The sequence below is a fragment of the Pseudoxanthomonas sp. CF125 genome (genome assembly GCF_900104085.1).
In the GTDB taxonomy this organism is placed as follows: Bacteria; Pseudomonadota; Gammaproteobacteria; order Xanthomonadales; family Xanthomonadaceae; genus Pseudoxanthomonas_A.
This window is the reverse complement of the sequence record NZ_FNLD01000002.1, coordinates 861,096-886,173: the sequence shown is the minus strand read 5'-3', so window position 1 is coordinate 886,173 and position 25,078 is coordinate 861,096. Positions and strand designations below refer to the sequence as shown.

Genomic DNA, 25,078 nt, shown 5'->3' with positions numbered 1-25,078 from the left:
AAAATGGATCCCAGCTTTCGCTGGGATGACGACCGCAAGGATTAGAGTTCCGGCATGACGATGGACATTGCGGTCCTTGCCAAGCTCCGCGTCACGGCCGACGCCCCAACGTCACTCTATCGCGCGACTCGAGGTCACGCTCGGTCGCTATTTCGACGAATCCCGCCGCTACAAACAGTTGCCGGATCGTCGCACCCTGATCGACGCCGTGCTCCAGCAACAACCAGCCACCAGCCTGAAGGAAATCATCGGCACCGCGAACCAGTTCGCGGATATCGTCCAACCCGTCGCTGCCCGAAGACAGCGCGGCTGCCGGTTCGAACCGCAGGTCGCCTTGCGCAAGATGCGCGTCGCCCTCGGCGATGTACGGCGGATTGCTGGCGATGAGGTCGAAGCGTTCGCCTGTCAGCGGCGCGAACCAGCTTCCCTCACGGAATTGCACGTTGATGATCGCGTGGTCGCGCGCGTTGCCGCGCGCGACCTGCAAGGCCGCCGCGCTGGCATCGGTGGCGACGACGCTGCATTGCGGACGCTCCTTGGCGATCGCAAGCGCAATGGCGCCGCTGCCGGTGCCCAGATCGGCGACCCGCAACGGAAGCGCGACCGGAAGGCGCTGCAACGCCAGTTCGACCAGCAGTTCGGTCTCCGGGCGCGGGATCAGCGTGTCGGCCGTGACTGCGAGATCGAGCGTCCAGAAACCACGCCGGCCGATGAGATAGGCGACCGGCCGGCCCGATTCGCGCGCTTCGAGCAGCGACTGGAAGCGCCGCAGCGCGGATGCCTCGATGGTTTCATCGCCATGCGCGTACAGCCAGGACACCGGCTTTCCCAGCGCATGGGCGAGCAAGGGCCTGGCATCGGCCATTTCGACGCGCTCGCTGGCTTGGCGCAAAACTGCGTCCAATCGGGAGGGTGGGCTCATATCCATCGGCGACATCGTAGCGGCGGCTTGGGTTTCAGGGCATTGCGGCTGATCGACAGGGGGAAAGCCGGTCATCCGATAGTCATCGACTATCAATACAATGCCATCAATCGATTAGAGATATCAATCGATCGCCACTAACATTCACGGTTCCTATCAATCACCCCACCAACGAAGGAAGCATAGATGTCCCTGATCAATACCCAAGTGAAGCCCTTCACCGCCAATGCCTTCCACAACGGCAAGTTCATCCAGGTTTCCGACGCCGATCTGAAAGGCAACTGGTCCGTGCTGATCTTCATGCCGGCCGCTTTCACCTTCAACTGCCCCACCGAAGTCGAAGACGCCGCCACCCATTACGCCGAGTTCCAGAACGCCGGAGCCGAGGTCTACATCGTCACCACCGACACGCATTTCTCGCACAAGGTCTGGCACGAGACTTCGCCGGCCGTGGGCAAGGCGCAGTTCCCGCTGATCGGCGACCCGACCCACCAGCTGACCCGCGCGTTCGACGTGCATATCGACGAGGAAGGCCTGGCCCTGCGCGGCACCTTCATCATCAATCCCGAAGGCGTGATCAAGACCGCGGAAATCCACGACAACGCCATCGCCCGCGACATCAGCGAAACCTTGCGCAAGCTCAAGGCCGCCCGCTACGTCGCCAGCCACCCGGGCGAAGTGTGCCCGGCCAAGTGGAAGGAAGGCGAAAAGACCCTGGCCCCCTCGCTGGACCTGGTCGGCAAGATCTAAACGCTGGCTTCGCAACAACGCTCCGCAATACCTACCTCCCCCAAAGAGGCGATCCCCTCCCCCGTGCGCGGGGGAGGGTTTTATCCGAACCAACCACGCGAGTACTCCATGCTTGATGCCGATCTGAAGACCCAGTTGCAGGCCTACCTCCAGAAGGTGACGCGCCCGATCGAAATCGTGGCGTCGCTGGACGACAGCGAAAAATCCCGCGAGATGGAGGAACTGCTCGGCGAGCTGGTCCTGCTCTCCGACAAGATCAGCCTGACCGAACGTCGCGATGCCGATGCGCATACGCCGTCTTTCGCGCTCAACAGCCCGGGCCACGACATCCACCTGCGTTTCGCGGGTATCCCGATGGGCCACGAGTTCACCTCGCTGGTGCTGGCGCTGCTGCAGGTCGGCGGCCATCCCTCGCGCGCGGCGCAGGACGTGATCGAACAGATCAAGGGCCTGGAAGGTCCGGGCCCTGACGGCGTGCTCAAGTTCGAAACCTATTTCTCGCTCAGCTGCCAAAATTGCCCGGACGTGGTGCAAGCGCTGAACCTGATGGCGGTGCTGAACCCCAATATCCACCATGTCGCCATCGACGGCGCGCTATTCCAGCAGGAAGTCGAGGCACGCCAGGTGATGGCGGTGCCCACCATCTATCTCAACGGCGAAGTCTTCGGCCAGGGCCGCATGGAAGTGGAAGAGATCGTCGCCAAGCTCGACACCGGCGCGGCCGCGCGCGATGCGAAGAAGCTCGCGGCCAAGGCGCCGTTCGATGTGCTGATCGTCGGCGGCGGTCCGGCCGGCGCGGCCGCGGCCATCTATGCCGCGCGCAAAGGCATCCGCACCGGCGTGGCGGCCGAACGCTTCGGCGGCCAGGTGCTGGACACCATGGCCATCGAGAACTTCGTCTCCGTGCAGGAAACCGAGGGCCCGAAGATGGCTGCGCAGCTCGAACAGCATGTGCGCCAGTACGAGGTGGACATCATGAACCTGCAGCGCGCCGAGAAACTGGTGCACGGCGATGAATTGATCGAAATCCAGCTGGCAAACGGCGCCTCGCTGAAAGGCAAGACCGTGATCCTGACCACCGGCGCGCGCTGGCGGCAGATGAACGTGCCCGGCGAGAACGAATACCGCAACAAGGGCGTGGCCTACTGCCCGCACTGCGACGGCCCGCTGTTCAAGGGCAAGCGCGTGGCGGTGATCGGCGGCGGCAACTCCGGCGTGGAAGCGGCCATCGATCTGGCCGGCATCGTCAGCCACGTCACCTTGATCGAATTCGACCATCAGCTGCGCGCCGATGAAGTGCTGCAGCGCAAGCTGCGCAGCCTGCCCAACGTCAAGGTCGTTACCTCGGCCATGACCACCGAAGTCACCGGCGATGGCCAGAAGGTCAACGGCCTGGTCTACGAGGACCGCGGCAACAACGTGAAGCACGCGCTGGCGCTGGAAGGCGTCTTCGTGCAGATCGGCCTGCTGCCCAATACCGAGTGGCTGAAGGGCACGATCGATTTGTCCCCGCGCGGCGAGATCATCGTCGACGAACGCGGCCAGACCTCTCTGCCCGGCGTGTTCGCTGCCGGCGATGTGACCACTGTGCCGTACAAGCAGATCGTGATCGCGATGGGCGAAGGTTCCAAGGCCGCGCTGAGCGCGTTCGACCATCTGATCCGGACTTCCGCACCGGCCGAAACCGTTGCAGAAGCACGGGCCGCCTGAGATAACCCGCCTTGTAGAGCCGAGCTTGCTCGGCTGCTCTCCGCGGGAATCAAAAGCAGCCGAGCAAGCTCGGCTCTACAATTGCGAGGTGCCGTACATGAAGACTCCTCCATGAACCTCCGCGACCTCAAGTACCTGCTGGCTCTCGCCGACCACAAGCACTTCGGTCGCGCGGCGGCGGCGTGCTTCGTCAGCCAGCCCACGCTGTCCACCCAGATCAGGAAGCTGGAAGAGGAGCTGGGCGTGTCGCTGGTGGAACGCGCGCCGCGCAAGGTTATGCTGACGCCCGCGGGCCGCGATGCCGCCGAACGCGCGCGCCGCATCGTCGCCGAAGTGGAACAGATGAAGGAAGCCGCGCGGCGCAGCCAAGACCCGGAAGCCGGCACGGTGCGGCTGGGCATCTTCCCGACGCTCGGCCCCTATCTGCTGCCGCATGTCATCCCGCGCATCCGCGAACGCTTCCCGCAACTGGAACTGCTGCTGGTGGAAGAGAAAAGCGACGTGCTGCTGTCGCGCCTGCACGAAGGCAAACTGGACACCGCACTGCTCGCGCTGCCGGTGCACGACGATCAGCTGCACAGCGAGTTCCTGTTCGAGGAACCGTTCCTGCTGGCGGTACCGGAGAACCATCCGCTGGCCCGACTCGATTCGCTGAGCCTGGGCGAGCTCTCCAATCAGAAACTGCTGCTGCTGGAAGACGGCCATTGCCTGCGCGAGCAAGCGCTGGAAGTCTGCCGGCTGTCGGGCGCGAACGAGAAGTCCGAATTCCGCGCCACCAGCCTGGAAACGCTGCGGCAGATGGTCGCCGCCAACGTGGGCATCACCCTGTTACCCACGCTGGCGATCAAACCGCCCGTGGCCCGATCACAGAACATACATTTGCTAGGCTTCAGCGACTCGCATCCCAGCCGCCAGATTGCGATGCTATGGCGCAGGAGTTCGGCAATGGCCGGGTTCCTGCTGGAGCTGTCGAAGGTATTCTCCGAGCTGCCGGCGGAGCTATTCTCGCCCACTCCCGAAATCGGCCTGCAGCCGCCACCGTCTCCGGGCAGGAAGTCTGCCGGCAAACGCCACTGAAGCCCCCTATCAGGACAATCAAAGCACCATGACCTCCGCATCGAAACTGCAACAACTCCGCGAACTTTCCGTCGTGGTCGCCGATACCGGCGACTTCGACGCAGTCAAGCGTCTGCGCCCGGTCGACTGCACCACCAACCCTACCCTGGTGCGCAAGGCGCTGGATCTGCCGGTCTACGCGGACGCCATCGAAACAGAACTGGCCTGGGCGCGCACGCAATCGGGCGACAAGCAAGCGCTGGTCGAAGAGGTGGTGGACCGGCTGACCATCGCGGTGGGTTCGGCCCTGGCCGGACTCGTCCCGGGACGCGTATCGACCGAAGTGGACGCCGATCTGGCCCACGACACCGAAGCCACGGTGAAGAAGGCGCACAAGTTCATCGACATGTACGCCGCGCGCGGCATCGGCAGCGAACGCATCCTGATCAAGGTCGCCGCTACCTGGGAAGGCGTGGAAGCGGCGCGCCGACTGCAGCGCGACGGCATCGACTGCAACCTGACCCTGATCTTCAACCGCACCCAGGCCCTGGCCTGTTCGGAAGCGGGCGCGTTCCTGATTTCGCCGTTCGTGGGCAGGATTCTGGATTGGTATGTGGCGCGCGGCGAGACGCCGGCGAGCATCGATGCGGACCCGGGCGTGGTATTCGTGCGCGGCGTCTACGATGAATTCAAGCGCCGCGGATCGTCGACGGTGGTGATGGGCGCCTCGTTCCGCTCCACCGCGCAGATCGAAGCGCTGGCCGGTTGCGACCGCCTGACCATCTCGCCGGATCTGCTGGAGAAACTTGAGGCGGAAACCGGCGAACTGCCGCGCAAGCTTTCGCCCGCCAAGCCGGAAACCAATACCGATACGCCCATCGACGCGGCGCGCTTCGCCAAGGACCTGGCGGACGACGCGATGGCGACCGAAAAACTGCGCGATGGCATCGCTGCCTTCGCCAAGGATCTGGTAGGCCTGCGCCAGACCATTGCCGACCGGCTATCCGCGTCCGCGTGAAGCTGCGCACCGTTCTGTTCGCAGGCGCGGCGCTGATGGCGCTGGTCTGGTGGTTTTCGTCGCGCTCGCCGCAAGGGGCGGCGCAGGCGTCGGCGACCAGTCAGGGTTGTCCGCTTCCACCAGCGGTGAGTAAAGGGAATCCGCCGCTGCAAAGCGATGTACCGGACTCGCTGCGTCCCTTCACGCTAACGGCGGCTACGCTGAAGCCGCTGGCCGGCTTCAGTGTCGATGCGCGCGTGCTTTCGCGCGAGGACTACCGCAGGGGCCGCGAGGCGGAGCTGTCTCCTACCGATCTGGCCCTGGGCTGGGAGCGCATGCGCGAAGACAGCGTGGTGTCGCAGCTGAGCATCAGCCAGTCCTCGCGCTGGTACCACTACCAATGGGAACGGGAACCGCCGCTATCGCCCCACGAGATAACCACCAGCAGCGCCAACATGCACATGATTCCCGCCGATGCGGCCGTTGCCGATGCGCTGGAAGCGATCCGCAAAGGCGACAACGTGCGCATCGACGGCTGGCTGATAGAGGCCAACGCAGCCGACGGCTGGCGCTGGCGCAGTTCGACCACACGCGAGGACACCGGCGGCGGCGCATGCGAAATGGTCTACGTGTGCGGCATCACGCGGCTTTGATCCGCGCGCAAGAGCAGGCACTTTTGCTTTCGTCCGTGTAGAGCCTAGCTTGCTCGGCTCTACAAGGACGAAGAGCATTGTGTCCATCGGACGCTTGCGTTGAGTACTTGTTTCAAGGATTCCGGGCTGCCAGAACCACCCGGTTGCGGCCCTCGTGCTTGGCCGCGTAAAGCGCGCGGTCTGCCCTTTCCAAAGCCGCGGCCGGAGCCTGTTCGTGGGCAAGACGCGTCGCTACGCCCACGCTGACCGTCAATTTCACCGGCTGGCCCTGCCAGTCCACCGCCGACTCTTCGATCTGCAGACGGATCCGCTCGCCGATTTCCCACGCCTGTCCCTCCTTCGGTCCGGGCAGCAGCACCAGGAACTCCTCGCCGCCGTATCGTCCCAGCAGATCGCCCGGCCGCAAGGTTCGGATCAGGACCTGGGCCAGATGCTTGAGGCATTGATCGCCGCAGGCATGGCCATAGGTGTCGTTGACCAGCTTGAACCCGTCCACATCAATGAACAGCAAGGCCAAGGTCTGATCGTATTTGTGGGCTTCGATAAAAGCATGCCGCAGCGCCAGGTCGATGGCATTGCGGTTGAGCATGCCGGTCAGTGCGTCCAACTCGGCCGAACGTCGCAGTTTATGCGTCTCGCGGGCTTCGGCGGTTTGCTGCAATACCAGATGCCCGAACTGTTCGGCCAATGCGAGCTCTTCGGCACTGAATGCTTGCGGACCCACCCGCTCCAGCAGGGCCACGCCCACGTCGCCCTTGCCCGTGGTCAGCGGCACCGCCGCATAGACCATGCTCGCCGCACGCGACTGCGCGCTTCCCGGCACCGGATTCATGATCAGCTCGGTCATCGGCGACTTGCGCTGCGCCACCGCGCGCAGCGTCGCATCGTTGACGTCGATCAACGCGGACATGCGCGAGGTATGGGTGACCGGCTCGGTGATCCGGGTCTGGTCGTAGCCAGGACGCGAAAGGACGATGGTGGCCGAATTCAACTGCAGCCAGGGCAGCAGACTTTCCATCGCCATTTGAACCGCGTACCACTCCATATCCTTGGGGGCGACTTCGCGCAGGCGCTTGCGCAGCAGGTCGGCCAGATCGGTATAGGCCTGCTGCTGCAACAGCCGCTGTTCGCCGGCCTTGCGGGCCATGCGTTCCTGCTCGTGCTTCAGGCGGAAATCGGCGATACGGCCGATCAGCGCGACCACCAGCACCACGGCGACCAGCACCAGCCCGATCTGGTAGCCGAACCGGCCCCAGAACGGATGCGCCATTCCACGCACGCTCAGCTCGAACATCGTGCAACTGACGCCCAGCATGATCAGTGCGGTCAGCAGCGGCCACCCCAGCCATGCCTTGCGCATGATGGCGCCGAAGAAGGCGAGCATGGCAAGTACGGCCGCCGCCGCCCACCCCACGATCACCAGTATCTGCATGGTCTCCGGAGCGAATGCGAGACCGCACAACCCGGCCGCGGCAAGCGCGGCCATCGCCGAAGCGCCGGCAACGGGGATCCAGCGCAGCCAGAAGTTGTCCGGACGCCGCCCCGCGAAATCGCGCGCGGTGCAGATTCCGGACGCGCTCACCAGCAGCATGGCGATATTGGTGCCCTGCCCGCCCAGCGGCTTCAGCCAGGCCAGGAAGGGAGCCGTATAGGCATGCCCGTTGACCACCATCATCAACAGGAACGAGGTGCTGACGAAGGCCAGGAAGCTCAGGAACGCGAGCTCGCGCGCGCCCAGGCAAAGCGATATCGCGACGATGGCCAGCACCAGCATGCAGGCATACAAAGCCACCGCGACGGCCAATTCCCTTTTGTCCTGCTCGGCTCCCAGCGCCATGCGCACGACCTGCGGGCGCAAGGTGCGCGCCAGTTCGCTGCTGGCGATCACATCGACGCTGACCGGTCCGCGCCAATGGGCGGGCAGTGTTTGCGAAAAGGTCATCGGCAACAGCCCGTCGTGGGGCTGGGGATGAAAGAAATCCTGTACCGGCGGGCGCCAGCCGGGTGCTTGCAACCGCAGTTCCTTCAGCTCGACGCGATTGAATCTAAGCTGCCAAGGCGACTCGTCCGGGCCGCGGCTGGGCAGATCGAAGCGCAACCGGAACCGCGCCGGACTTCCCTCCGGCGGAAGCACCACGCCGCGGCCGTCCAGGCTGAGGTGCGCGCGCGGTTGCGCGTCCAGCAATTCCAAGGCGACCGGGATTTCCAGGGCCGGGGCCACAGGGCCCTGGGCGTGCGCAATGCCTTCCCAGGCCATGGTCAAGAACAGGACCCACAGGCCCCAAGCCAGCCACCAGGCGCCCGTGCCCCGCAGGAGGCGCAAACACGGATTACTACCCCGTGGCAGGCAACGCACCCGGATCTCCCTCGCCATGGTCCTCGCAACCCTGCTCCAGCGGCAGCTCCTTGAGGTAGGCAGTCGCCTCTTCGACGTAGGGATCGGGCACGCAGACCCGCAAAACGCCGAACAGCGGCAGCTCGCCCGCACCTCCCAGCAGGGATTCGCCAAAAATGAACACCGGAATATCCAAGCCTTCCAGCGCATGCTTGGCCAGATGGGCCTCGATCAGGTTGTTTGCGCGATAAACGACTTGCACGGCGGCTCCCCCGGACACCGGACCCAGAGTAACCCCAGTTCCGAGCAAAACCACGGCCTGCTCGCAGGAAGTGCACAGGCGCGTCGGCTAAACTGTGACCCCGAACGCAAGGCTCCCTCACCGCATGTCCGCTGCACCTTCCGATACTCCCGCGCCTCACGATGCCCACGCAACTCCCGCGGCCGGAGAGAAGAACGACTTCATCCGCCAGATCGTCCGCGAGGACCTGGCAGGCGGCAAGCACGCGGTCGTCCATACCCGTTTCCCGCCCGAGCCCAATGGTTACCTGCACATCGGGCACGCCAAGGCGATCTGCCTGAATTTCGGCATCGCCGGCGAATTCGGCGGTGTCTGCAATCTGCGCTTCGACGACACCAATCCGGCCAAGGAAGACCCCGAGTTCGTCGCCGCCATCCAGGACGACGTGCGCTGGCTGGGCTTCGAGTGGGCTTCGTTGCGGCATGCGTCGGATTACTTCGGCGTCTATTACCTGGCCGCCGAAAAGCTCATCCGCGACGGTCTGGCCTACGTGGACGACCTGGACGTGCAGGCCATGCGCGAGTATCGCGGCACCCTGACCACACCGGGGCGCGAATCGCCGTTCCGCAATCGCCCGATCGAGGAGAATCTCGATCTGTTCAGGCGCATGCGCGCGGGCGAGTTCCCGGACGGCGCGCGCACCCTGCGCGCCAAGATCGACATGGCCAGCGGCAACATGAACCTGCGCGATCCCGCGCTGTACCGCATCAAGCACGTCGAACACCAGAACACCGGCAACGCCTGGCCAATCTATCCGATGTACGACTTCGCCCATGCCCTGGGCGATGCGATCGAAGGCATCACCCATTCGCTGTGCACGCTGGAATTCGAGGACCACCGGCCGTTGTACGACTGGTGCGTGGACAAGGTGGCGCTGACTGCGCATCCCGAATTGCTGCAGCCGCTGCTGGACCGCGGCCTGCCGAAGGAAGCCGCCAAGCCGCGCCAGATCGAATTCTCCCGCCTCAACATCAACTACACGGTGATGAGCAAGCGCAAGCTGACCACGCTGGTGGGCGACAAGCTGGTGGACGGCTGGGACGATCCGCGCATGCCGACCCTGCAAGGCCTGCGCCGCCGCGGCTATACGCCGGCCTCGCTGCGCTTGCTGATCGACCGGGTGGGCATCAGCAAGCAGAACTCGCTGATCGATTTCAGCGTACTGGAAGGCAGCCTGCGCGACGATCTGGACGCGGCCGCGCCGCGGCGGATGGCGGTGATCGATCCGGTCAAGTTGGTGCTTGCGAATCTGCCGGAAGACCACGACGAGACGCTGACGTTTTCCAACCACCCGAAGGACGAAAGCTTCGGCAAACGCGGGATTCCGTTCTCGCGCGAGCTGTGGATCGAACGCGAGGATTTCGCCGAAGTGCCGCCCAAGGGCTTCAAACGGCTGATTCCCGGCGGCGAAGTGCGCCTGCGCGGCGCCGGCATCGTGCGTTGCGATGAAGTGGTCAAGAACCAGGCCGGTGAAATCGTCGAACTGCGCGGCTGGCTGGATCCCGAATCGCGCCCCGGCATGCAAGGCGCCGAGCGCAAGATCAAGGGCACCATCCACTGGGTCAGCGCCAGGCATGCGGTGCCGGCCGAATTCCGCCTGTACGACCGCCTGTTCACCGTGCCCGATCCGGACGACGAATCGGAAGGCAAGACCTACCAGGATTACCTGAATCCCGAATCGCGCAAGTCGGTGCAAGGCTATGTGGAACCGGCGGCCGCCAGCGCTGAACCAGAGCAGTCGTTCCAGTTCGAGCGCATCGGTTATTTCGTCGCCGACCGCCGGGATCACCGTAGCGAGGTGCCGGTATTCAATCGCAGTGTGACGCTGCGGGATACTTGGGCGGCAAAAAGCTGATGTTGGTGTACGGGCGCACCAGAAAAAAGACCGTCATCCCCGCGAAGGCGGGGACCCAGTGCCTTTGCCTTTCAGAGCCTTGAGTCGCTGGATCCCCGCCTTCGCGGGGACGACGACTGATTTATCCGATTACAGGAGATACGCCATGCGCCTCATCGCCTCAATACTGATCTCGCTAACCATCGCGCTTTCGCTGACTTCCTGCGCAGCCCCTACAGCCACCGAACCGGCTACCGGCAACCTCGCAGGCACCACGCCGCCTCCACCACCCGCGCCTCCCAAAGCGCCGCCACCGATGTCCTCGCCGCTACCGCCGCGTGAGGTCCGGCAGGAAGTCGTCGTGGACACTTCCTGCAAGACCAGCGCCGATTGCGCGGTGAAGAACGTCGGCAACTGCTGCGGCGCGATGCCCGCATGCGTCAACAAGGACAGCGCGACCGATCCGGCGGCAGTGCAAGCCGCTTGCGCCGCCAAGGGAATGATGAGCGTCTGCGGCTTCGCCGAAATAAGCTCCTGCCAATGCGACAACGGCCAGTGCGCGCCCGCTGGCGGCGCGGCGCCGCAGGTCCAGTAATGCTCTACGCGCAAGTCCATCTGACCCTGCCGGCCTGGGTGCACGAAACCGTCGATGCGTCGCTGGCTTACCCCAGCGATGCCGACAAGGTGGCGCTGGCCATCGAACTGTCGCGCATCAATATCGACGCCAACACCGGCGGGCCCTTCGGCGCCGTGGTCTTCGGGCCGGACGACCGCATCATCTCGGTCGGCGTCAATCGCGTGCTGCCGCAGAACACTTCGCTGGCCCATGCCGAAAACATGGCCTACATGCTGGCCCAGCAACGCCTGCAGACCGCGCGCCTCAACGAACGGGTGGGCGGAACGGTGACGCTGGCCACTTCGTCGCAACCCTGCTGCCAGTGCTACGGCGCCACGGTATGGGCCGGCATCGACCGCCTGCTGATCGGCGCGCGCGCCGAAGACGTGATGGAGCTGACCGAATTCGACGAAGGCCCGCTTCCGGCCGACTGGATCGGCGAATTGAACAAACGCGGCATCGAAGTGGTCCGCGACCTCAACCGCGATGCGGCGCGCGAAGTCCTGCGCACCTACGGCGAACGCGGCGGCGACCGTTATTGACACCCCCCATTCCTGTAGGAGCGGGCCCTGCCCGCGACGAAGCTCTACCGGTTACCTCCAGTCGCGGGCAGGGCCCGCTCCTACAACGGCATTCGCATGACCGGCCTGCTCTGCTATTGCCGCCAGGGCTTCGAGCCTGAGCTTGCGGCCGAACTCAGCGAACGCGCGGCAATAGCCGGCCATCCCGGCTATGCGCGCACCGAACGCAACAGCGCCCACGTGGTCTTCGTCTGCGACGACGGCGCGGCGCTTTCGGAAGCGTTGCCGTGGCGCGAACTGATCTATGCGCGGCAGAAACTGCGCCTGATCGCGGAACTGCGCGGGCTCGATCCCAAGGACCGCATCGCTCCCATGCTCGCTGCGCTGGCGGGCCAATCCCGCTTCGGTGATCTGTGGGTCGAGCATCCCGATTCGGATGTCGCCAAGCCGCTGGCCGGATTGGCGCGCAGCTTCGGCAATGCCTTGCGTCCGGCGTTGCGCAAGGCCGGCCTGATGACGGACAAGGAAAATCCGCGGCTTCCCCGCTTGCACGTCGTCTTCGTGGACGGCGACCATGCCTTCCTGGCTATTGCTGATCCTCAAGACAGTTCCGCTTGGCCGCTGGGCATCCCTCGCCTGAAACTCCTGTCGGACGCGCCTTCGCGTTCGGCCTTGAAACTCGAAGAAGCCCTGCTGACGCTACTCGACCCACAGGAGCGCGAAACGCTGCTGAAAGCGGGCATGACCGCCGCCGACCTGGGCGCCGCACCGGGCGGCTGGACCTGGATCCTCACCCGCCATCACCTGCGCGTGATCAGCGTGGACAACGGACCGCTGCGCCAGAACGTGATGGATAGCGGGTTGGTGGAGCACCTGCGCGCGGACGGTTTCCAATGGAAGCCTTCGCAATCGCTGGACTGGATGGTCTGCGACATGGTGGAACAGCCACGGCGCGTGGCCGAACGCATGGCCACCTGGTTCCGCGAAGGCTGGTGCAAGCATGCAGTCTTCAACCTGAAGCTGCCGATGAAGAAACGCTGGGACGAAACGAGGTTGTGCCTGAATCTTTTCGCCGAACAATCCGAAAAGCCGGTGACCATCCGCGCCAAGCAGCTTTACCACGACCGCGAGGAGATCACCGTCTTCGCCACCACAACACGATGACGCCTTCCTGTAGGAGCGGGCCCTGCCCGCGACGCTTTATTGTCTGACAGCCTGAAAAGCTTCGCGGGCAGGGCTCGCTCCTACAATAGGCATTGCAACTTACGAAGGAACCGCTATGAACGTAAAAGACAGCAACGGCACTCCGCTCAGCGACGGCGATTCGGTCACCGTCATCAAGGATCTCAAGGTCAAGGGCACCTCGCTGACGATCAAGCGCGGCACGCTGATCAAAGGCATCCGCCTGACCGACGACGAGGAAGAGATCGAATGCAAGGTCGAGAAGATCAAGGACCTGGTGCTGAAGACCTGCTTCCTCAAGAAGGCCTGAGCCATGGCCGCGACCTGGATCACCATCGCCGCGTCCTCGCTGCCCGAAATCATCCGCATGGCGCGCCCTTTGTTCACCCGCACCCCGCAGGTGGACAACAGCCACCAGCCGCGAATGGATTTGATCGGCGAGCAGATCGCCCAGTTGCAGGATGCGGCGACGCAGAATGCGGACTCGATCAAGAAGCTGGCCACCGACATGCAGAAGACCATCGAAGTCCTACAGGTGGGCGCGGACCAGGCAGAGCGCCGATTGCGCCGCGCCAGCCAGCTGACCTTGATCGCGACCACCGTCGCAATTCTGGCTTTTGCCCTCGCCGCCTACGCGCTGGCGCGCTGAGCGGCGCCGCTGGCGCCGTCGGGATCTCATCCCCTGCAACGCCGCCGTGGCAAGCTACTCCCCTGAAGAGGACCGCGGCCATGCAACCCATCGAACTCAAGGACCCTGCCGGGTTCGCCAACGAATTCCTGCGACTGACCCTGCTGCAGGGATTTCAGTCGCTGACCAAACGCGATCTGGAGTTGCTGATCTTCGTATTGCTGGAACGCGACGGCGCCATCCAGCGCAGCGATTCCAACGCCGCCGCCGCATTGCGCCTGCGGGTCACCCCGGCCAAGGTCAAGGCCTTGCGCCGCGACGGTTACGCGCGCTGGCGGGCACTGGTGCCGGAGGAAAGCGATGCGGCCCTGCAACGGATCGTGGCCAGCGTGCTGACCGAAGACAACCTGCGTTCCGGCGCCAAGCACGTCAGCGAGCGCAGCAAGAAGGAAGGTTTCCTGGCGGTACGCGTCGAGCACCCGGACGACCAACAGCAATTCGAGCAGGCCATCCTCGATGTGGGCGCGCTGCCGGTGTACGAGCGTAATCGCGATGTGGTGGCGGTGCGTTTCGACACGCTGCTCAAGATCGCCGAGAAGTGGGGCTACCTGCAGCCCGATCCGAAAGCGATCGCCGATGAGTTGAACAAACTGGCGCCCGCCGCAGAAGAAGTCGCCGACCTGTTGAAGAAGGACGTGACCAAATTGCGCTGGCAGGAAGTGCGCAACGCGCTCAACAGCCTGGGTGCGAAGGCGATCGCGAGCACCGCTGAAGGCGGGTTGAAGGGATTGTTGAAGATCGTGTTCCCGTTTATTCCGGGGTGAGACCGGAACAGCGCTGACATTTCGAATCGTCATCCCCGCGAAGGCGGGGACCCAGCGACTTTGCTCTTGTCGCGAAGAGCTAAAGTCTCTGGATCCCCGCCTTCGCGGGGATGACGACTGAAGGTTTAACGCGAAGAGCCCCCTCCTCAATCCTCCCCTCCAGTCCGAAGGGAGGAGGCAAAAGCTACAACCCCGAAGCCTTGCGCCAGAACAGCGCCGCCAGCGGCGGCAATTTTCCCGCCATTCCCAATGCGAACCCGCGCAACAGCGTGGCGTGCATCTCGTCGTTCGAGAACACCTGGTTGATGCCGTCGAACGCGTACGCCGCGGCCGCATTCTCGCTACGGCACTCGCGCGCCCAGCGCGCGAGGCGGTGCGGCGAAGACCAGTCCGCGCACCGCGACTGCGCATCGGCAATAGCGTCCCGCAATCTCGCCACGTCGCGCAAACCCAGGTTGACGCCCTGCCCGGCTAGCGGATGCACCACGTGCGCCGCATCGCCCATCAGCAGCACCTTGCCGGAAACATAGGCGTCGGCCAGTTGGCGACGCAGAGGGAAGGCGGCACGGCGTGAGACCGCGCGCACTTCGCCCAGCCGCGCTTCGAAGGCGCTGGTCAGTTCGCGATCGAAAGCATCGTCCTGCAGCGCCAATACGCGATCGGCTTCTTCGTTCGGCAGCGTCCAGACAATGGAGCTGCGCCCCTCCACGAACGGCAGGAAAGCAAGCGGTCCACCCGGCAGGAACCGCTGCCATGCGGTCTGTTCGTGGAGTTTTTCGGTTTCGACGAAAGCCACCACGCCACGCTGCCGGTAATCGTGCGCGGACACCTGCAGGCCCGCCAGCTGCCGCAGCGTGGAATCGGCGCCATCGGCGGCGATGGCGAGCCGCGCCTCCAGGCGCGTGCCGTCGTCCAGCCGCAGGCGCACACCGCCGGTTCCGGTCGAGGCGCCATCCTGCTCCATCGACTCGACCCGCGCCGGGCAATGCAGCCGCACACCCGCCGCCGGCAACGCCGCCCACAGGCGATCGGTCAGGAGATTGTTCTCGACGATCCAGCCCAGCTGGTCGCGACCCAGCAGATCGGCGTCGAACGACAACTCGCCACCGCCCGACGCATCCCATACCCGCATCCGGCGATAGGCTTGCGCACGCGCACTGCGAACGGAATCCCAGATTCCCAGGCCATCGAACAATGCCGCGTTGTCCGACGCGAAAGCATAGACGCGCAGGTCTGGCGTTCCGGCGGACCAATGCGCAGGTTCGCGACCCTCGATCAATGCGACTTCCAGGCCCAGCTTGGCCAGCGACAATGCACAGGCCGCACCCACTACGCCGCCGCCGACTACGGCTATATCCAAACGACGGCGGTTCATGGCTGCGCCGCCCAGGAGCAACCTGCTGACGCGCGAAGAGCAAATTCCCCCTGCCCCCCTTTTTTAAAGGGGGGAACAGCACTGCCACCGCTTTTCCCAATTGACGCGGACGTGTGGAATGTTTCGATCATTCCTTTTCGGAAGACATGACATCTCCCCCTTTGCAAAAGGGGGGTAGGGGGGATTTGCTCTTCGCGCACTCCATGAAAGCTCATCGGCACAGCTCCGGCACTTCGCCACGGAACCCCATCGCCCCGCCCACCAGCATCGACTGCAATGCGGCGGAATTATCGGCCGCCAGAAAACCCAGGCTGCGCAGCGGTCGCAGCAGTGGTGACGCGTTGCCGGTGACTCGCGCCAGGCCATCGGAGAATTCCAGCGTGCGTCGCCGGTCCTCGCGACGCCGTTCCGCATAACGGGCCAGCAAAGCCGACGCACCGGGATCCGGCGCTTGCCCGATCAATTCGGCCAGAGTCAGTGCATCGCGCAAGCCCAAGTTGAAGCCCTGGGCGCCGATCGGATGGATGGTTTGCGCGGCGTTGCCCAGCAGCACCGCGCGCGCAGCGGTCGTACGCTCGGCCACCACTTTGACGATGGGATAGAGGCTACGTTCGCCGGTGGCGAGGAAACGTCCCACGCGCCAACCGAATACCCGCTGGATGCGCTCCATCCACGCTGCGTCATCGAGCGCTGCGACTTCTTCCGCCTGTTCGTTGGCTACGCCATGCACCACGCCGAAATGGCGGTCGCCGCGCGGCAGCAGCGCGGTCGGGCCGTGTTCGCCGAAACGCTCGTAGGCGGTGCCGTCCGGCGCCTGTTCGGCGCGCATGCGGGCGACGAACAGGGTTTGTCGATAGTCGTGTTCGCTGGCGGCGATGCCCAGGGCTTCGCGCAGGCCGCTGCGCGTGCCGTCGGCAGCGACCAGCAGGCGCGCGCGGAGTTCGCGCTCGCCCTGTGCGTCGGCGATGCGCAAGCTGCGCGATTCCTCCTGCGAGCCACCCAGACCGACAAAGCGCGCGGGCCGGTACCGCGTGAGCTGCTTAAGTTCCGACAGCCGCGCTTCCAGTGCCTCGCCAAAATCGCGCGCCACCACGACCTGCCCGAAAGCCTCGCGGCCGTAATCGGCTGCTTCCAGCCGGGTTCTGCCGAAGTCGCCCTGCCGGCTGACATGGATGCGCCGGATCGGGCCGGTGGGCGCGCGCAGCTTCGCCATCACGCCCAGCGCGGTCAATGCGTTGACCGTGGCGCCGGCGAAGCTGAGGTTGCGCTGGTCGAACACCGCCGGCATGACGCCCGCCGGCGTGGCTTCCACCAGGCCGACGTCCAACCCCAGCCGATCCAATGCGATGGCCAGGCTGGCACCGACCAGGCCGCCGCCGACGATGAGTACATCGTGTGTGAATACATCGTGTTTTTCGGTCATGTCCCTATGATAAGCCCGCTGCGATGGGCTCTCCGTTAGAATGAGCGCCTGAGCTTCCCGGATAGGCCTTCCATGAACATCACGACCCAGCGCGCCATCGTCTTCACCCTGATCGCCTCGTTGTTGGTGGCGACGCGGCTGAACCTGCCCGCTTCCCTGACCCATCTGGGCCCGATCCCGGATGCCTCCTGGGCCGCGTTCTTCCTGGGCGGTTTCTACCTGCGCGGCTGGACGCGCTGGGCATTTCCCGTGTTCATGGCGCTGGCAGTGCTGGTGGACTACGTGGTGATCAGCGGCCAGGGCATGGATTTCTTCGCCCATTACTGCATGTCGGCCGCGTACTGGTTCCTCATCCCCGCCTACTTCGCCCTCTGGTTCGGCGGCATGCTGGTGCGCCGCTACTACAGCTCGGCCGAAGGCGCCCAAAGCAACGGCAAGGTGTTGGCCGTGCTGGCCGTAAGCCTGTTCGCCTCGGTGGTGCTCTGCCACCTGCTGAGCCAGGGCAGCTTCTACTGGATCAGCGACAGCGTCGCCGACCCGAGTTTCGCCGGCTGGTGGAAGAACTACAGCGACTGGTTCGTCCCCTATCTGCGCACCACCGCGATCTATGTCGGCCTGGCGGTCATCGTCCACGTCGGCGTCACCCAGGCGGCGCGCCTGCGGGCGCGGGCCAAAGCGCCGCGCTGAGCCGCGCATAGGGCTGCCTCGTGGGTAACCGCCTGTCCAAGATCTACACCCGCACCGGCGACGACGGTACTACCGGTCTCGGAGACGGCACGCGGGTCGGCAAGGATTCGGCGCGGGTCAACGCCTACGGGACGGTGGACGAAGCCAATTCCAGCATCGGCGTGGTCCTTGCGGCGCAGGTGCCCGACGATATCCGTGCGTTGCTGACCACCGTGCAGCACCAGTTGTTCGACCTGGGCGGCGAGCTCTGCATTCCCGGACATGCGGCGATCAGCGGCGAAGATGTCGACGCGCTGGAACGCCAGCTCGACCAGTACAACGAAGCCCTGCCCCCACTCAAGGATTTCATCCTGCCGGCCGGCGGCGAAGCCGCTGCGCGCTGCCATCTGGCGCGCACCATCGTGCGCCGCGCCGAACGCGAGACCGTGACCCTGGCGCGGCACGATGCCGTGCGGCCGGAAGCCATCCGCTATCTCAATCGGCTTTCGGACCTGCTGTTCGTGCTCGCGCGGGTGCTGGCCCGGGCCGACGGCCAGGGAGAAGTGCTGTGGAACCACGAACGCCGGCACGCTTGAGCCGACTCGCCTCAGCACTCCGTCCAGCGACTTCGCCCTGCAACATGATCATCTACACCCACCCCGCCTGCCTGGCCCACGACCCCGGTCCGGAACATCCGGAACGGCCGGCCCGGCTGGAAGCGGTGCTGGCCGGGCTGCGCGCCGAACATGGCGATCTGGACTGGCGTGAGGCTCCGCTGGCCAAGCTCGGCGACCTGCGGCGTGTGCATAGCGAGGCGTTGCTGCGCGAGGTGCTGGACAGCGATTTCAACGGTTACCGCATGCTGGACCCGGATACGGTGACTTGCCCGGATTCGCGCGCCGCCGCATTGCGCGCCGCCGGAGCCGCGGTGGCGGCGGTGGATGCGGTCATGCTCGGCGACAGCCGGGCCGCGTTCTGCGCGGTCCGCCCGCCCGGCCACCACGCCACGGGCGACACCGCCATGGGTTTCTGCCTGCTCAACAACGTCGCGGTGGCGGCGGCCCATGCCTGCGACCGGCACGGGCTGGAGCGCGTGGCCATCGTCGATTTCGACGTGCACCACGGCAATGGCACCCAAGCCATCTTCTATGAGGAGCCGCGGGTCGATTATTTCAGTACCCACGAGTCGGGCATCTACCCCAATAGCGGCACGCCGCGCGAACGCGGCGTCGGCAATGTGTTCAACGCCTTGCTGCCGCCGGGGACCGGCGGCTTCCGGTTCCGCAACGTATGGGCGGATACCCTGCTGCCGGTTCTGGACGATTTCCGTCCGCAACTGCTGCTCATCTCGGCCGGATTCGACGCGCACATGCGCGACCCGCTGGCCGACCTGATGCTGGAAACCGAGGATTTCGCCTGGCTGACCCGGCAGCTGCGGGCCATCGCCGACCGCCACGCCTCGGGCCGGATCGTCTCTCTGCTGGAAGGCGGCTACGACCTGGAAGCGCTGCGCGAATGCAGCGTAGCTCACGTAAGCGAGCTGCGCTGAGCCGGGCCGCGGCCGGCGCGCGGCGTGCATGATGAACCTCGCCCGAAACCTGACCGGGGCTTTCATTGCCCGTATGCTGGGGATACGGCAAGCTAGCGGCCGCTTTTGACCTTCTCCAGACGAGCCATACACCGCGTGCGCCCAGTCCTCCGCCTGCTACCGCTGCCGTTCAGTATCGCTTTGTGCCTGCCGGCGCTGGCCGAGGACAAACCCGACAACTGGGACCTGTGCCCGATCACCGACGCCATACCGGCATTCGATCAGGCCGAGCCGCCCAAACCCGGGGTCAGCGCAGCTCAGGCGCGCGAGCAGAGGGCGGAGCAGCCGACGGCTATCGAGGGCAACAAGCTGGGCGGCACCGAGCAGAAGCTGGAATACGAAGGCAATGTCGTACTGCGCCGCGGCGACCAGTTCCTCAATGCCGATAACCTGAAGTACGACCAGGAAACCGACACCTACGTGGCCGACGGCAACGTACGCTACCAAGACGGCACCATGCGCATCATGGCCGCGCGTGCTCATGGCGACCAGAACACCGACACCCACGAGATCGAGGATGTGCAGTACCAGCTGGTTTCCCGGCGCGGCAACGGCGGCGCCGACAGTATCGACCTTACCGGCGCCAAGGGCCGCCTGCACGGCTCCACCTATTCCACCTGCGATCCCCAGCAGCGCGTCTGGGAACTCCGCTCCAAACGCATCGACGTGGACACCGACGAAGGCTGGGGCGTGGCCCGCGCGGCCACCATCCGCATCGGCAAGGTGCCGGTGCTGTACGTCCCGTGGATCAAGTTCCCTATCGACGACCGCCGCCATACCGGCCTGCTGTATCCGGCCGTTGGCATGTCCGGACGCAATGGTTTCGATTACCGCCAGCCGATCTACCTGAATCTGGCGCCCAATTACGACGCCACCATCATCCCGCGCTACATGAGCGACCGGGGCGTTTCGCTGGGTGGGCAGTTCCGCTATCTGTACGAAGGCGGGCGCGGCACCTTCGATCTCAACTGGATGCCGACCGACGACCTGGTCAAGGACCGGGAGCGCGACTACGAAAACGGCACCGAAGTGGATCAATACGGCGACCCCTTGCGCAGCAAGAACCGCGGCATGTTCCGCTACAGCGGTTTCCACAACCTCAACAGCGAATGGCAGGCCCGCGCCGACCTGGCCTGGGTCAGCGACTCGCGCTATGTCGAGGATTTCGCCAACTCGCTCTACGGGGTGTCGGCCACTTCGCTGGTCAGCACGCTCGGGCTGTACGGCCGTGGGCGTTATTGGTCGGCTGGCGCCATGGCCGATGTCTGGCAACTTTCGGATTACACGCTGACCGGAGCCTCCCTGCCCTACAACCGCTTGCCGCGCGTCTACTTCAATTGGGAACAGCCGTTCGGACGCTGGTTCACCGCTGGCATCGATGCGGAAGCCGTCCGCTTCCAGCACAACCAGGTGCTCGACACCAACGGCCTGAACATCACGCCGGGCGGCAGCCGCCTGGACCTCAAGCCTTTCGTGTCGATGCCCCTGCAAGGCGCCTCCTGGTACATCACGCCTACGCTGGCCTGGCGCTATACCAGTTACAAGCTTGACGAAGAATTCACCGCGAATCCCAATTTCACCGACACCAGCCCGTCGCGCAGCCTGCCTATCGCATCGCTGGATGCCGGTTTGTTCTTCGACCGCGATACCGAGATCAAGGGTGAGCGCTACCTGCATACGCTGGAGCCGCGCCTGTTCTATCTCAACGCTCCGTACCGCGACCAGAGCGGCATCCCGATCTTCGACACGCGTCCCTTCACTTTCAGTTGGGGCCAGTTGTTCCGCGACAACCGCTACACCGGCCCGGACCGCCAGACCGACGCCAACCAGCTAACCCTGGCCTTGACCAGCCGTCTGCTCCGTCAGGCAGATGGCCACGAGAAACTTTCGGCGAGCCTGGGCCAGATTTTCTATTTCGACGAATCGCGGGTCACCGCTCCCGGCGAGCAGCCAGTGGAAAGCGGCAAATCCGCCTGGGTCGCCGACCTCAACTATGCTCCGACCGATCGCTGGACCATCGGCGCTTCCTATCAATGGAATCCCAAGTTCCGACGCGAGGACCTGTCCAGCCTGCGTGCGCGTTATCTGCTGCCCGACGACGGGGTGATCAACCTCGGTTACCGCTATCGCCGCAACGTCTCCGACGGCGCCGACCTGCTCGAACAAGCGGACTTCTCGTTCCTCTACCCTCTCACGCCCACCTGGAGCGTGGTCGGCCGCTACTACTATTCGATCCTGGACAAGAAGCCGCTGGAAGCCCTGGCCGGCGTGCAATGGGACAGCTGCTGCCTTGCCGTACGCGCGGTCGTGCGCCGCTACGTGCGCAATCGCGAAGGCGACCTCAACAATGCGTTCCAGGTCGAATTCGTACTCAAGGGTCTCGGCTCGGCCGGACAGAACACGGAGCGCACCTTGCGCCGTGCTATTCTCGGCTACTACCGCGACGACCTCTATCTCGTCCCGCCAAGCAACACTACGCCGGACCCCGACGACAACGATTCCGGACCGGAATGAACCCCATGAAGACTATGACTATCCGACTGCTCCTCGCCGGCGTGCTTGCCGCGCTGATGGCATCCACGCCCGTGGCCGCCCAGAACAATCTGCAACCGCTCGACCGTATCGCCGCGGTGGTCAATGAAGACGTGATCCTGCAGAGCGAGCTCGACCGCGCCGTGAAGAACGTCACCGCCCAGTACGCCAACCAGCCCGGACAGTTGCCGCCGCGCGAGGTATTGGAGCGCCAGGTGCTGGAACGCCTGGTGCTGGTGAAGCTGCAGGTGGCGCGCGCCGCCGAAACCGGCATCCGCGTCAGCGACGACGAGTTGAACAATGCCGTCGCCGCCGTCGCCCAGCAGAACGGCGTGTCGGTCGAGGCGCTGCGCCAGCGACTGGCGGGAGAAGGCGTTCCCTTCGCAGACTTCCGCAGCTCGGTCCGCGACGAGATCACCGTGCAACGCCTGCGCCAGAGCTTCGGCCAGAGCCGTATCCAGGTCAGCGAAGCCGAAGTCGATGCGGCCATCGCCGCGCAGGCCAACAACACGCAATACCACCTTGCCCACATCCTGGTCGGCCTGCCCGAGGGCGCCACCGCCGAGCAGATCGCCACCGGACAGAAGAAGATCGAAGGCGTCAAAGGCCTGGTCGACGGGAACGAACTCGATTTCCCCGCCGCCGCCGTGCGCTACTCGGACAGCCCCAACGCCCTGGAAGGCGGCGACCTGGGCTGGCGCAGCCTGGACGAGATTCCGGGCGCCTTCGCCGAGATGCTGAAGACCATGACTCCGGGTCAGGTAGTCGGTCCGATCCGCGGTCCCAGCGGCTTCCAGTTGCTGAAGCTGGTGGAAGTGCGCGACGGCAGCCAGGCCGCGGCCAAGACCGTCACCGAATACCATGCCCGCCACATTCTGGTCCGCGTTACGCCGGTGCAGGACGCTGCGGCGGCCAAGGCCAAGATCGATACCTTGCGTGCGCGCATCGCCGGCGGCGCCGATTTCGTCGAAGTCGCCAAGGAATCCTCCGAAGACGCCAACAGCAAGAGCGAGGGCGGCGACCTGGGCTGGTTCGAGGCCAACGCATTCGGCCCGGCTTTCGGCAAGGAAATCACCGGCACCGCCGATGGCGGCGTTTCGGCGCCGTTCCGCACCGAGGCGGGCTGGCATATCGTGCAGCGCGTCGGCCAGCGCCAGACCGACGTCACCAGCACTACCCAGCGCGCCCAGGTCCGCGAAACCATCGGCCGCCGCAAGCTGGAAGACGAATACAACCGTTACCTGCAGGAACTGCGTGGCGAAGCCTACGTCAATGTCCGCAACGGCAAGGGCGACGGCGAAACCCCGGCCGAAACCCCGGCCCCGGCTCCCGCCACCGGCGGCTGAGTGAAACCCGGGCTCGCGCTGGTTCCGGGCGAGCCGGCCGGCATCGGCCCGGAATTGTGCGTGCGTCTGGTGCAGCAACCGCGCACCGATTGCACCCTGCTGGCCTTCGGCGACGCCGCTACCTTGCAAGCCGCGGCAACGGCGTTGGATTTGCCGCTGCGCCTGCTTGAAGCGGGCGAGGCGGCGAGCCTTCCCGGCGATCTGCGCCTGCATCCGGTTCCCAATGCCGTCGCCAACCGTTTCGGCAGCACCGCGCCCGACAACGCGCGCGCGGTGATCGATGCGCTGAACGCTGCTTCCGACGCCTGTTTGCGCGGCGAACTGCAGGGCCTGGTCACCGGACCGGTGCACAAGGCCGCGATTAACGCCGGCGGCATCGCCTACACCGGTACCACCGAGCTGCTGGCCGAACGCGCTGGCCGCAGCGTGGTGATGATGCTGGCCAACGACATCGTGCGCGTGGCGCTGGCCACCACCCATCTGTCGCTGCGTGCCGTACCCGACGCGATCGATGCGCCTACGCTGGTCCGCGTGCTGCGCATCACCGAACAGGCGCTGCGCGACGATTTCGGGATCGCGCGACCGGTCATCGCCGTGCTGGGGTTGAACCCGCACGCGGGCGAAGCCGGACATCTGGGCCGCGAGGAAATCGAAGTGATCGAACCGGTGCTGGAGATATTGCGCAACGAGGGCATGCAGCTGGTGGGTCCGCTGCCTGCCGATACCGCCTTCCTGCCGCAGAAACTGGCTGGCTTCGATGCGGTGCTGGCGATGTACCACGACCAGGGCCTTCCGGTGCTCAAGTACAGCGGGTTCGAGCGCGCGGTGAACCTGACCCTGGGTCTGCCCTACCCGCGCGTCGCGGTGGACCATGGCACCGCGCTGGACCTTGCCGGCAAGGGCGTCGCCGATCCCTCCAGCCTGTTGGCCGCAGTGGAAACCTGCGCGCGCATCGCCGCGCAACGTAAACTCGCCGGATGAATTTCAAGGCGCCGCCCAAAAAATCCCTGGGCCAACACTTCCTGACCGACCGCGGCATGATCGAAATGATCGTACTGGCGGTGAACCCGCAGCCGGGCGACCGGCTGGTGGAAATCGGCCCCGGCCAGGGCGCGATCACCCTGCCCCTGTTGCGCAGGCACGGCGAGCTGACCGCCATCGAATTCGACCGCGACCTGGTGGTTCCACTGTCGCAGGCCGCCCACGGCGTGGGCCAGCTGACCGTGATCCACAAGGACGTGCTGGAAGTGGACTTCAGCCGCATGGCCGGCGAGGGGAAACTACGCCTGGTCGGCAACCTGCCCTACAACCTGTCCTCGCCGATCCTGTTCCATGCGCTGGATCACGCGGCGGCGGTGCGCGACATGCATTTCATGCTGCAGAAGGAAGTGGTGGACCGCATGGCCGCCGGCCCAGGCAGCAAGGTCTACGGCCGCCTCAGCGTCATGCTGCAAGCCTACTGCACGGTCACGCCGCTGTTCGATGTGCCGCCCGCAGCTTTCCGGCCGCCGCCGAAGGTGGATTCGGCCGTGGTTCGGTTGATACCGCGCGCGCCGGAGACAATCGGTGTGAACGATCCCAAATGGTTCGCCGAAGTGGTCCGCGCCGCGTTCGGCCAGCGGCGCAAGACCTTGCGCAACGCACTGATGGGCACGTGCACCACCGAGCAGATCGAAGCTGCGGGACTGCGCGCCGATGCGCGCGCAGAGCAGGTGGAAGTAGAGGGCTTCGTGCGTCTGGCCAATGGCTCGGCAGCGGGCATGAGCGAATAGCGTCGGCGCGCCGACCCCGCGCTTTTAGGTTCCCCATTCCCGTTTTT

23 protein-coding genes and 1 pseudogene are annotated in these 25,078 nt (G+C 65.1%); 19 read left to right on the top strand and 5 right to left on the bottom strand.

Annotated features, from left to right (window positions below):
• Window positions 1-91 precede the first annotated feature (91 nt).
• Entirely contained in the window at window positions 92-937 is an 846-nt protein-coding gene (prmC, locus tag BLR66_RS13395; protein ID WP_093287535.1) for a peptide chain release factor N(5)-glutamine methyltransferase, read from the bottom strand.
• A 171-nt stretch (window positions 938-1,108) separates the two neighbouring features.
• On the opposite strand from prmC, the gene ahpC reads away from it, so the two are divergent.
• The 5 genes from ahpC to BLR66_RS13370 all read left to right on the top strand — a co-directional run bounded on the left by ahpC (window position 1,109) and on the right by BLR66_RS13370 (window position 6,088).
• Entirely contained in the window at window positions 1,109-1,672 is a 564-nt protein-coding gene (ahpC, locus tag BLR66_RS13390; RefSeq protein WP_093287532.1) for an alkyl hydroperoxide reductase subunit C, read from the top strand.
• A gap of 108 nt (window positions 1,673-1,780) precedes the next feature.
• Entirely contained in the window at window positions 1,781-3,382 is a 1,602-nt protein-coding gene (gene ahpF / locus BLR66_RS13385; RefSeq protein ID WP_093287528.1) for an alkyl hydroperoxide reductase subunit F, read from the top strand.
• 111 nt (window positions 3,383-3,493) lie between these two features.
• Window positions 3,494-4,459, top strand: coding sequence for a LysR substrate-binding domain-containing protein (locus tag BLR66_RS13380; RefSeq protein WP_093287525.1), 966 nt, complete (start codon window positions 3,494-3,496; stop codon window positions 4,457-4,459).
• 28 nt (window positions 4,460-4,487) lie between these two features.
• Window positions 4,488-5,456: a transaldolase gene (locus BLR66_RS13375; RefSeq protein ID WP_093287522.1), complete on the top strand. Its 969-nt coding sequence runs from the start codon at window positions 4,488-4,490 to the stop codon at window positions 5,454-5,456.
• The gene (locus BLR66_RS13370; RefSeq protein ID WP_093287519.1) at window positions 5,453-6,088 is read left to right on the top strand and encodes a hypothetical protein; all 636 of its coding nucleotides are present in this window, start codon (window positions 5,453-5,455) and stop codon (window positions 6,086-6,088) included. The genes BLR66_RS13375 and BLR66_RS13370 overlap by 4 nt, the downstream gene beginning before the upstream one ends.
• Before the next feature lie 112 nt (window positions 6,089-6,200).
• Here BLR66_RS13370 and BLR66_RS13365 read toward each other — a convergent pair whose 3' ends face one another.
• Window positions 6,201-8,411: a GGDEF domain-containing protein gene (locus tag BLR66_RS13365; protein ID WP_143014644.1), complete on the bottom strand. Its 2,211-nt coding sequence runs from the start codon at window positions 8,409-8,411 to the stop codon at window positions 6,201-6,203.
• A gap of 10 nt (window positions 8,412-8,421) precedes the next feature.
• Window positions 8,422-8,685, bottom strand: coding sequence for a putative signal transducing protein (locus BLR66_RS13360; RefSeq protein WP_093287508.1), 264 nt, complete (start codon window positions 8,683-8,685; stop codon window positions 8,422-8,424).
• A 124-nt stretch (window positions 8,686-8,809) separates the two neighbouring features.
• On the opposite strand from BLR66_RS13360, the gene BLR66_RS13355 reads away from it, so the two are divergent.
• From BLR66_RS13355 to BLR66_RS13325, 7 genes and pseudogenes are all read left to right on the top strand, one after another.
• Window positions 8,810-10,579 carry a glutamine--tRNA ligase/YqeY domain fusion protein gene (locus BLR66_RS13355; RefSeq protein ID WP_093287504.1) on the top strand — a complete coding sequence of 590 codons (1,770 nt, stop codon included), beginning with the start codon at window positions 8,810-8,812 and terminating at the stop codon, window positions 10,577-10,579.
• 295 nt (window positions 10,580-10,874) lie between these two features.
• On the top strand, window positions 10,875-11,153 hold the full coding sequence (locus tag BLR66_RS19425) for a hypothetical protein (RefSeq protein ID WP_255402596.1): 279 nt from the start codon (window positions 10,875-10,877) through the stop codon (window positions 11,151-11,153).
• Entirely contained in the window at window positions 11,153-11,716 is a 564-nt protein-coding gene (locus BLR66_RS13345) for a nucleoside deaminase (protein WP_093287494.1), read from the top strand. The genes BLR66_RS19425 and BLR66_RS13345 overlap by 1 nt, the downstream gene beginning before the upstream one ends.
• Window positions 11,717-11,812: 96 nt before the next feature.
• On the top strand, window positions 11,813-12,859 hold the full coding sequence (gene rlmM, locus BLR66_RS13340; protein ID WP_093287492.1) for a 23S rRNA (cytidine(2498)-2'-O)-methyltransferase RlmM: 1,047 nt from the start codon (window positions 11,813-11,815) through the stop codon (window positions 12,857-12,859).
• A gap of 121 nt (window positions 12,860-12,980) precedes the next feature.
• Window positions 12,981-13,187, top strand: a pseudogene (locus BLR66_RS13335) (alkylphosphonate utilization protein); the annotation flags it as partial.
• Between the two features lie 3 nt (window positions 13,188-13,190).
• Window positions 13,191-13,526 (top strand): hypothetical protein, encoded by a 336-nt coding sequence (locus BLR66_RS13330; RefSeq protein WP_093287484.1) that lies wholly within the window; start codon window positions 13,191-13,193, stop codon window positions 13,524-13,526.
• 80 nt (window positions 13,527-13,606) lie between these two features.
• Entirely contained in the window at window positions 13,607-14,329 is a 723-nt protein-coding gene (locus BLR66_RS13325; RefSeq protein WP_093287479.1) for a hypothetical protein, read from the top strand.
• A gap of 184 nt (window positions 14,330-14,513) precedes the next feature.
• On the opposite strand, the gene BLR66_RS13320 is transcribed toward BLR66_RS13325, so the two are convergent.
• Both BLR66_RS13320 and ubiH read right to left on the bottom strand, forming a co-directional pair.
• Window positions 14,514-15,704 (bottom strand): UbiH/UbiF family hydroxylase, encoded by a 1,191-nt coding sequence (locus BLR66_RS13320; protein ID WP_093287954.1) that lies wholly within the window; start codon window positions 15,702-15,704, stop codon window positions 14,514-14,516.
• A gap of 211 nt (window positions 15,705-15,915) precedes the next feature.
• Window positions 15,916-17,127, bottom strand: a complete 1,212-nt coding sequence (gene ubiH / locus BLR66_RS13315; RefSeq protein WP_093287475.1) for a 2-octaprenyl-6-methoxyphenyl hydroxylase — start codon at window positions 17,125-17,127, stop codon at window positions 15,916-15,918.
• Between the two features lie 72 nt (window positions 17,128-17,199).
• On the opposite strand from ubiH, the gene BLR66_RS13310 reads away from it, so the two are divergent.
• From BLR66_RS13310 to rsmA, 7 genes are all read left to right on the top strand, one after another.
• Complete coding sequence (locus BLR66_RS13310) at window positions 17,200-17,814, top strand: hypothetical protein (RefSeq protein WP_093287472.1); 615 nt, start codon at window positions 17,200-17,202, stop codon at window positions 17,812-17,814.
• Window positions 17,815-17,834: 20 nt separating this feature from the next.
• Window positions 17,835-18,389, top strand: a complete 555-nt coding sequence (locus BLR66_RS13305; protein WP_093287468.1) for a cob(I)yrinic acid a,c-diamide adenosyltransferase — start codon at window positions 17,835-17,837, stop codon at window positions 18,387-18,389.
• 44 nt (window positions 18,390-18,433) lie between these two features.
• On the top strand, window positions 18,434-19,342 hold the full coding sequence (locus BLR66_RS13300) for a histone deacetylase family protein (protein WP_093287465.1): 909 nt from the start codon (window positions 18,434-18,436) through the stop codon (window positions 19,340-19,342).
• Between the two features lie 135 nt (window positions 19,343-19,477).
• Entirely contained in the window at window positions 19,478-21,895 is a 2,418-nt protein-coding gene (gene lptD / locus BLR66_RS13295) for an LPS-assembly protein LptD (protein ID WP_093287462.1), read from the top strand.
• 14 nt (window positions 21,896-21,909) lie between these two features.
• Window positions 21,910-23,259, top strand: a complete 1,350-nt coding sequence (locus tag BLR66_RS13290; RefSeq protein WP_093287951.1) for a peptidylprolyl isomerase — start codon at window positions 21,910-21,912, stop codon at window positions 23,257-23,259.
• A complete protein-coding gene (pdxA, locus tag BLR66_RS13285; protein ID WP_093287458.1) occupies window positions 23,260-24,240 on the top strand; it encodes a 4-hydroxythreonine-4-phosphate dehydrogenase PdxA in 981 nt (326 codons plus the stop codon).
• Window positions 24,237-25,031 carry a 16S rRNA (adenine(1518)-N(6)/adenine(1519)-N(6))-dimethyltransferase RsmA gene (rsmA, locus tag BLR66_RS13280; protein WP_093287455.1) on the top strand — a complete coding sequence of 265 codons (795 nt, stop codon included), beginning with the start codon at window positions 24,237-24,239 and terminating at the stop codon, window positions 25,029-25,031. The genes pdxA and rsmA overlap by 4 nt, the downstream gene beginning before the upstream one ends.
• Window positions 25,032-25,078 lie beyond the last annotated feature (47 nt).

What these genes read in the sequence shown, in the direction of transcription:
- prmC (WP_093287535.1), bottom strand. Translation starts at nt 937, where the DNA reads ATGTCGCCGATGGATATGAGCCCACCCTCCCGATTGGACGCAGTTTTG.
- ahpC (WP_093287532.1), top strand. Translation starts at nt 1,109, where the DNA reads ATGTCCCTGATCAATACCCAAGTGAAGCCCTTCACCGCCAATGCCTTC.
- ahpF (WP_093287528.1), top strand. Translation starts at nt 1,781, where the DNA reads ATGCTTGATGCCGATCTGAAGACCCAGTTGCAGGCCTACCTCCAGAAG.
- BLR66_RS13380 (WP_093287525.1), top strand. Translation starts at nt 3,494, where the DNA reads ATGAACCTCCGCGACCTCAAGTACCTGCTGGCTCTCGCCGACCACAAG.
- BLR66_RS13375 (WP_093287522.1), top strand. Translation starts at nt 4,488, where the DNA reads ATGACCTCCGCATCGAAACTGCAACAACTCCGCGAACTTTCCGTCGTG.
- BLR66_RS13355 (WP_093287504.1), top strand. Translation starts at nt 8,810, where the DNA reads ATGTCCGCTGCACCTTCCGATACTCCCGCGCCTCACGATGCCCACGCA.
- BLR66_RS19425 (WP_255402596.1), top strand. Translation starts at nt 10,875, where the DNA reads ATGTCCTCGCCGCTACCGCCGCGTGAGGTCCGGCAGGAAGTCGTCGTG.
- BLR66_RS13345 (WP_093287494.1), top strand. Translation starts at nt 11,153, where the DNA reads ATGCTCTACGCGCAAGTCCATCTGACCCTGCCGGCCTGGGTGCACGAA.
- rlmM (WP_093287492.1), top strand. Translation starts at nt 11,813, where the DNA reads ATGACCGGCCTGCTCTGCTATTGCCGCCAGGGCTTCGAGCCTGAGCTT.
- BLR66_RS13330 (WP_093287484.1), top strand. Translation starts at nt 13,191, where the DNA reads ATGGCCGCGACCTGGATCACCATCGCCGCGTCCTCGCTGCCCGAAATC.
- BLR66_RS13325 (WP_093287479.1), top strand. Translation starts at nt 13,607, where the DNA reads ATGCAACCCATCGAACTCAAGGACCCTGCCGGGTTCGCCAACGAATTC.
- BLR66_RS13320 (WP_093287954.1), bottom strand. Translation starts at nt 15,704, where the DNA reads ATGAACCGCCGTCGTTTGGATATAGCCGTAGTCGGCGGCGGCGTAGTG.
- ubiH (WP_093287475.1), bottom strand. Translation starts at nt 17,127, where the DNA reads ATGACCGAAAAACACGATGTATTCACACACGATGTACTCATCGTCGGC.
- BLR66_RS13310 (WP_093287472.1), top strand. Translation starts at nt 17,200, where the DNA reads ATGAACATCACGACCCAGCGCGCCATCGTCTTCACCCTGATCGCCTCG.
- BLR66_RS13300 (WP_093287465.1), top strand. Translation starts at nt 18,434, where the DNA reads ATGATCATCTACACCCACCCCGCCTGCCTGGCCCACGACCCCGGTCCG.
- BLR66_RS13290 (WP_093287951.1), top strand. Translation starts at nt 21,910, where the DNA reads ATGACTATCCGACTGCTCCTCGCCGGCGTGCTTGCCGCGCTGATGGCA.
- rsmA (WP_093287455.1), top strand. Translation starts at nt 24,237, where the DNA reads ATGAATTTCAAGGCGCCGCCCAAAAAATCCCTGGGCCAACACTTCCTG.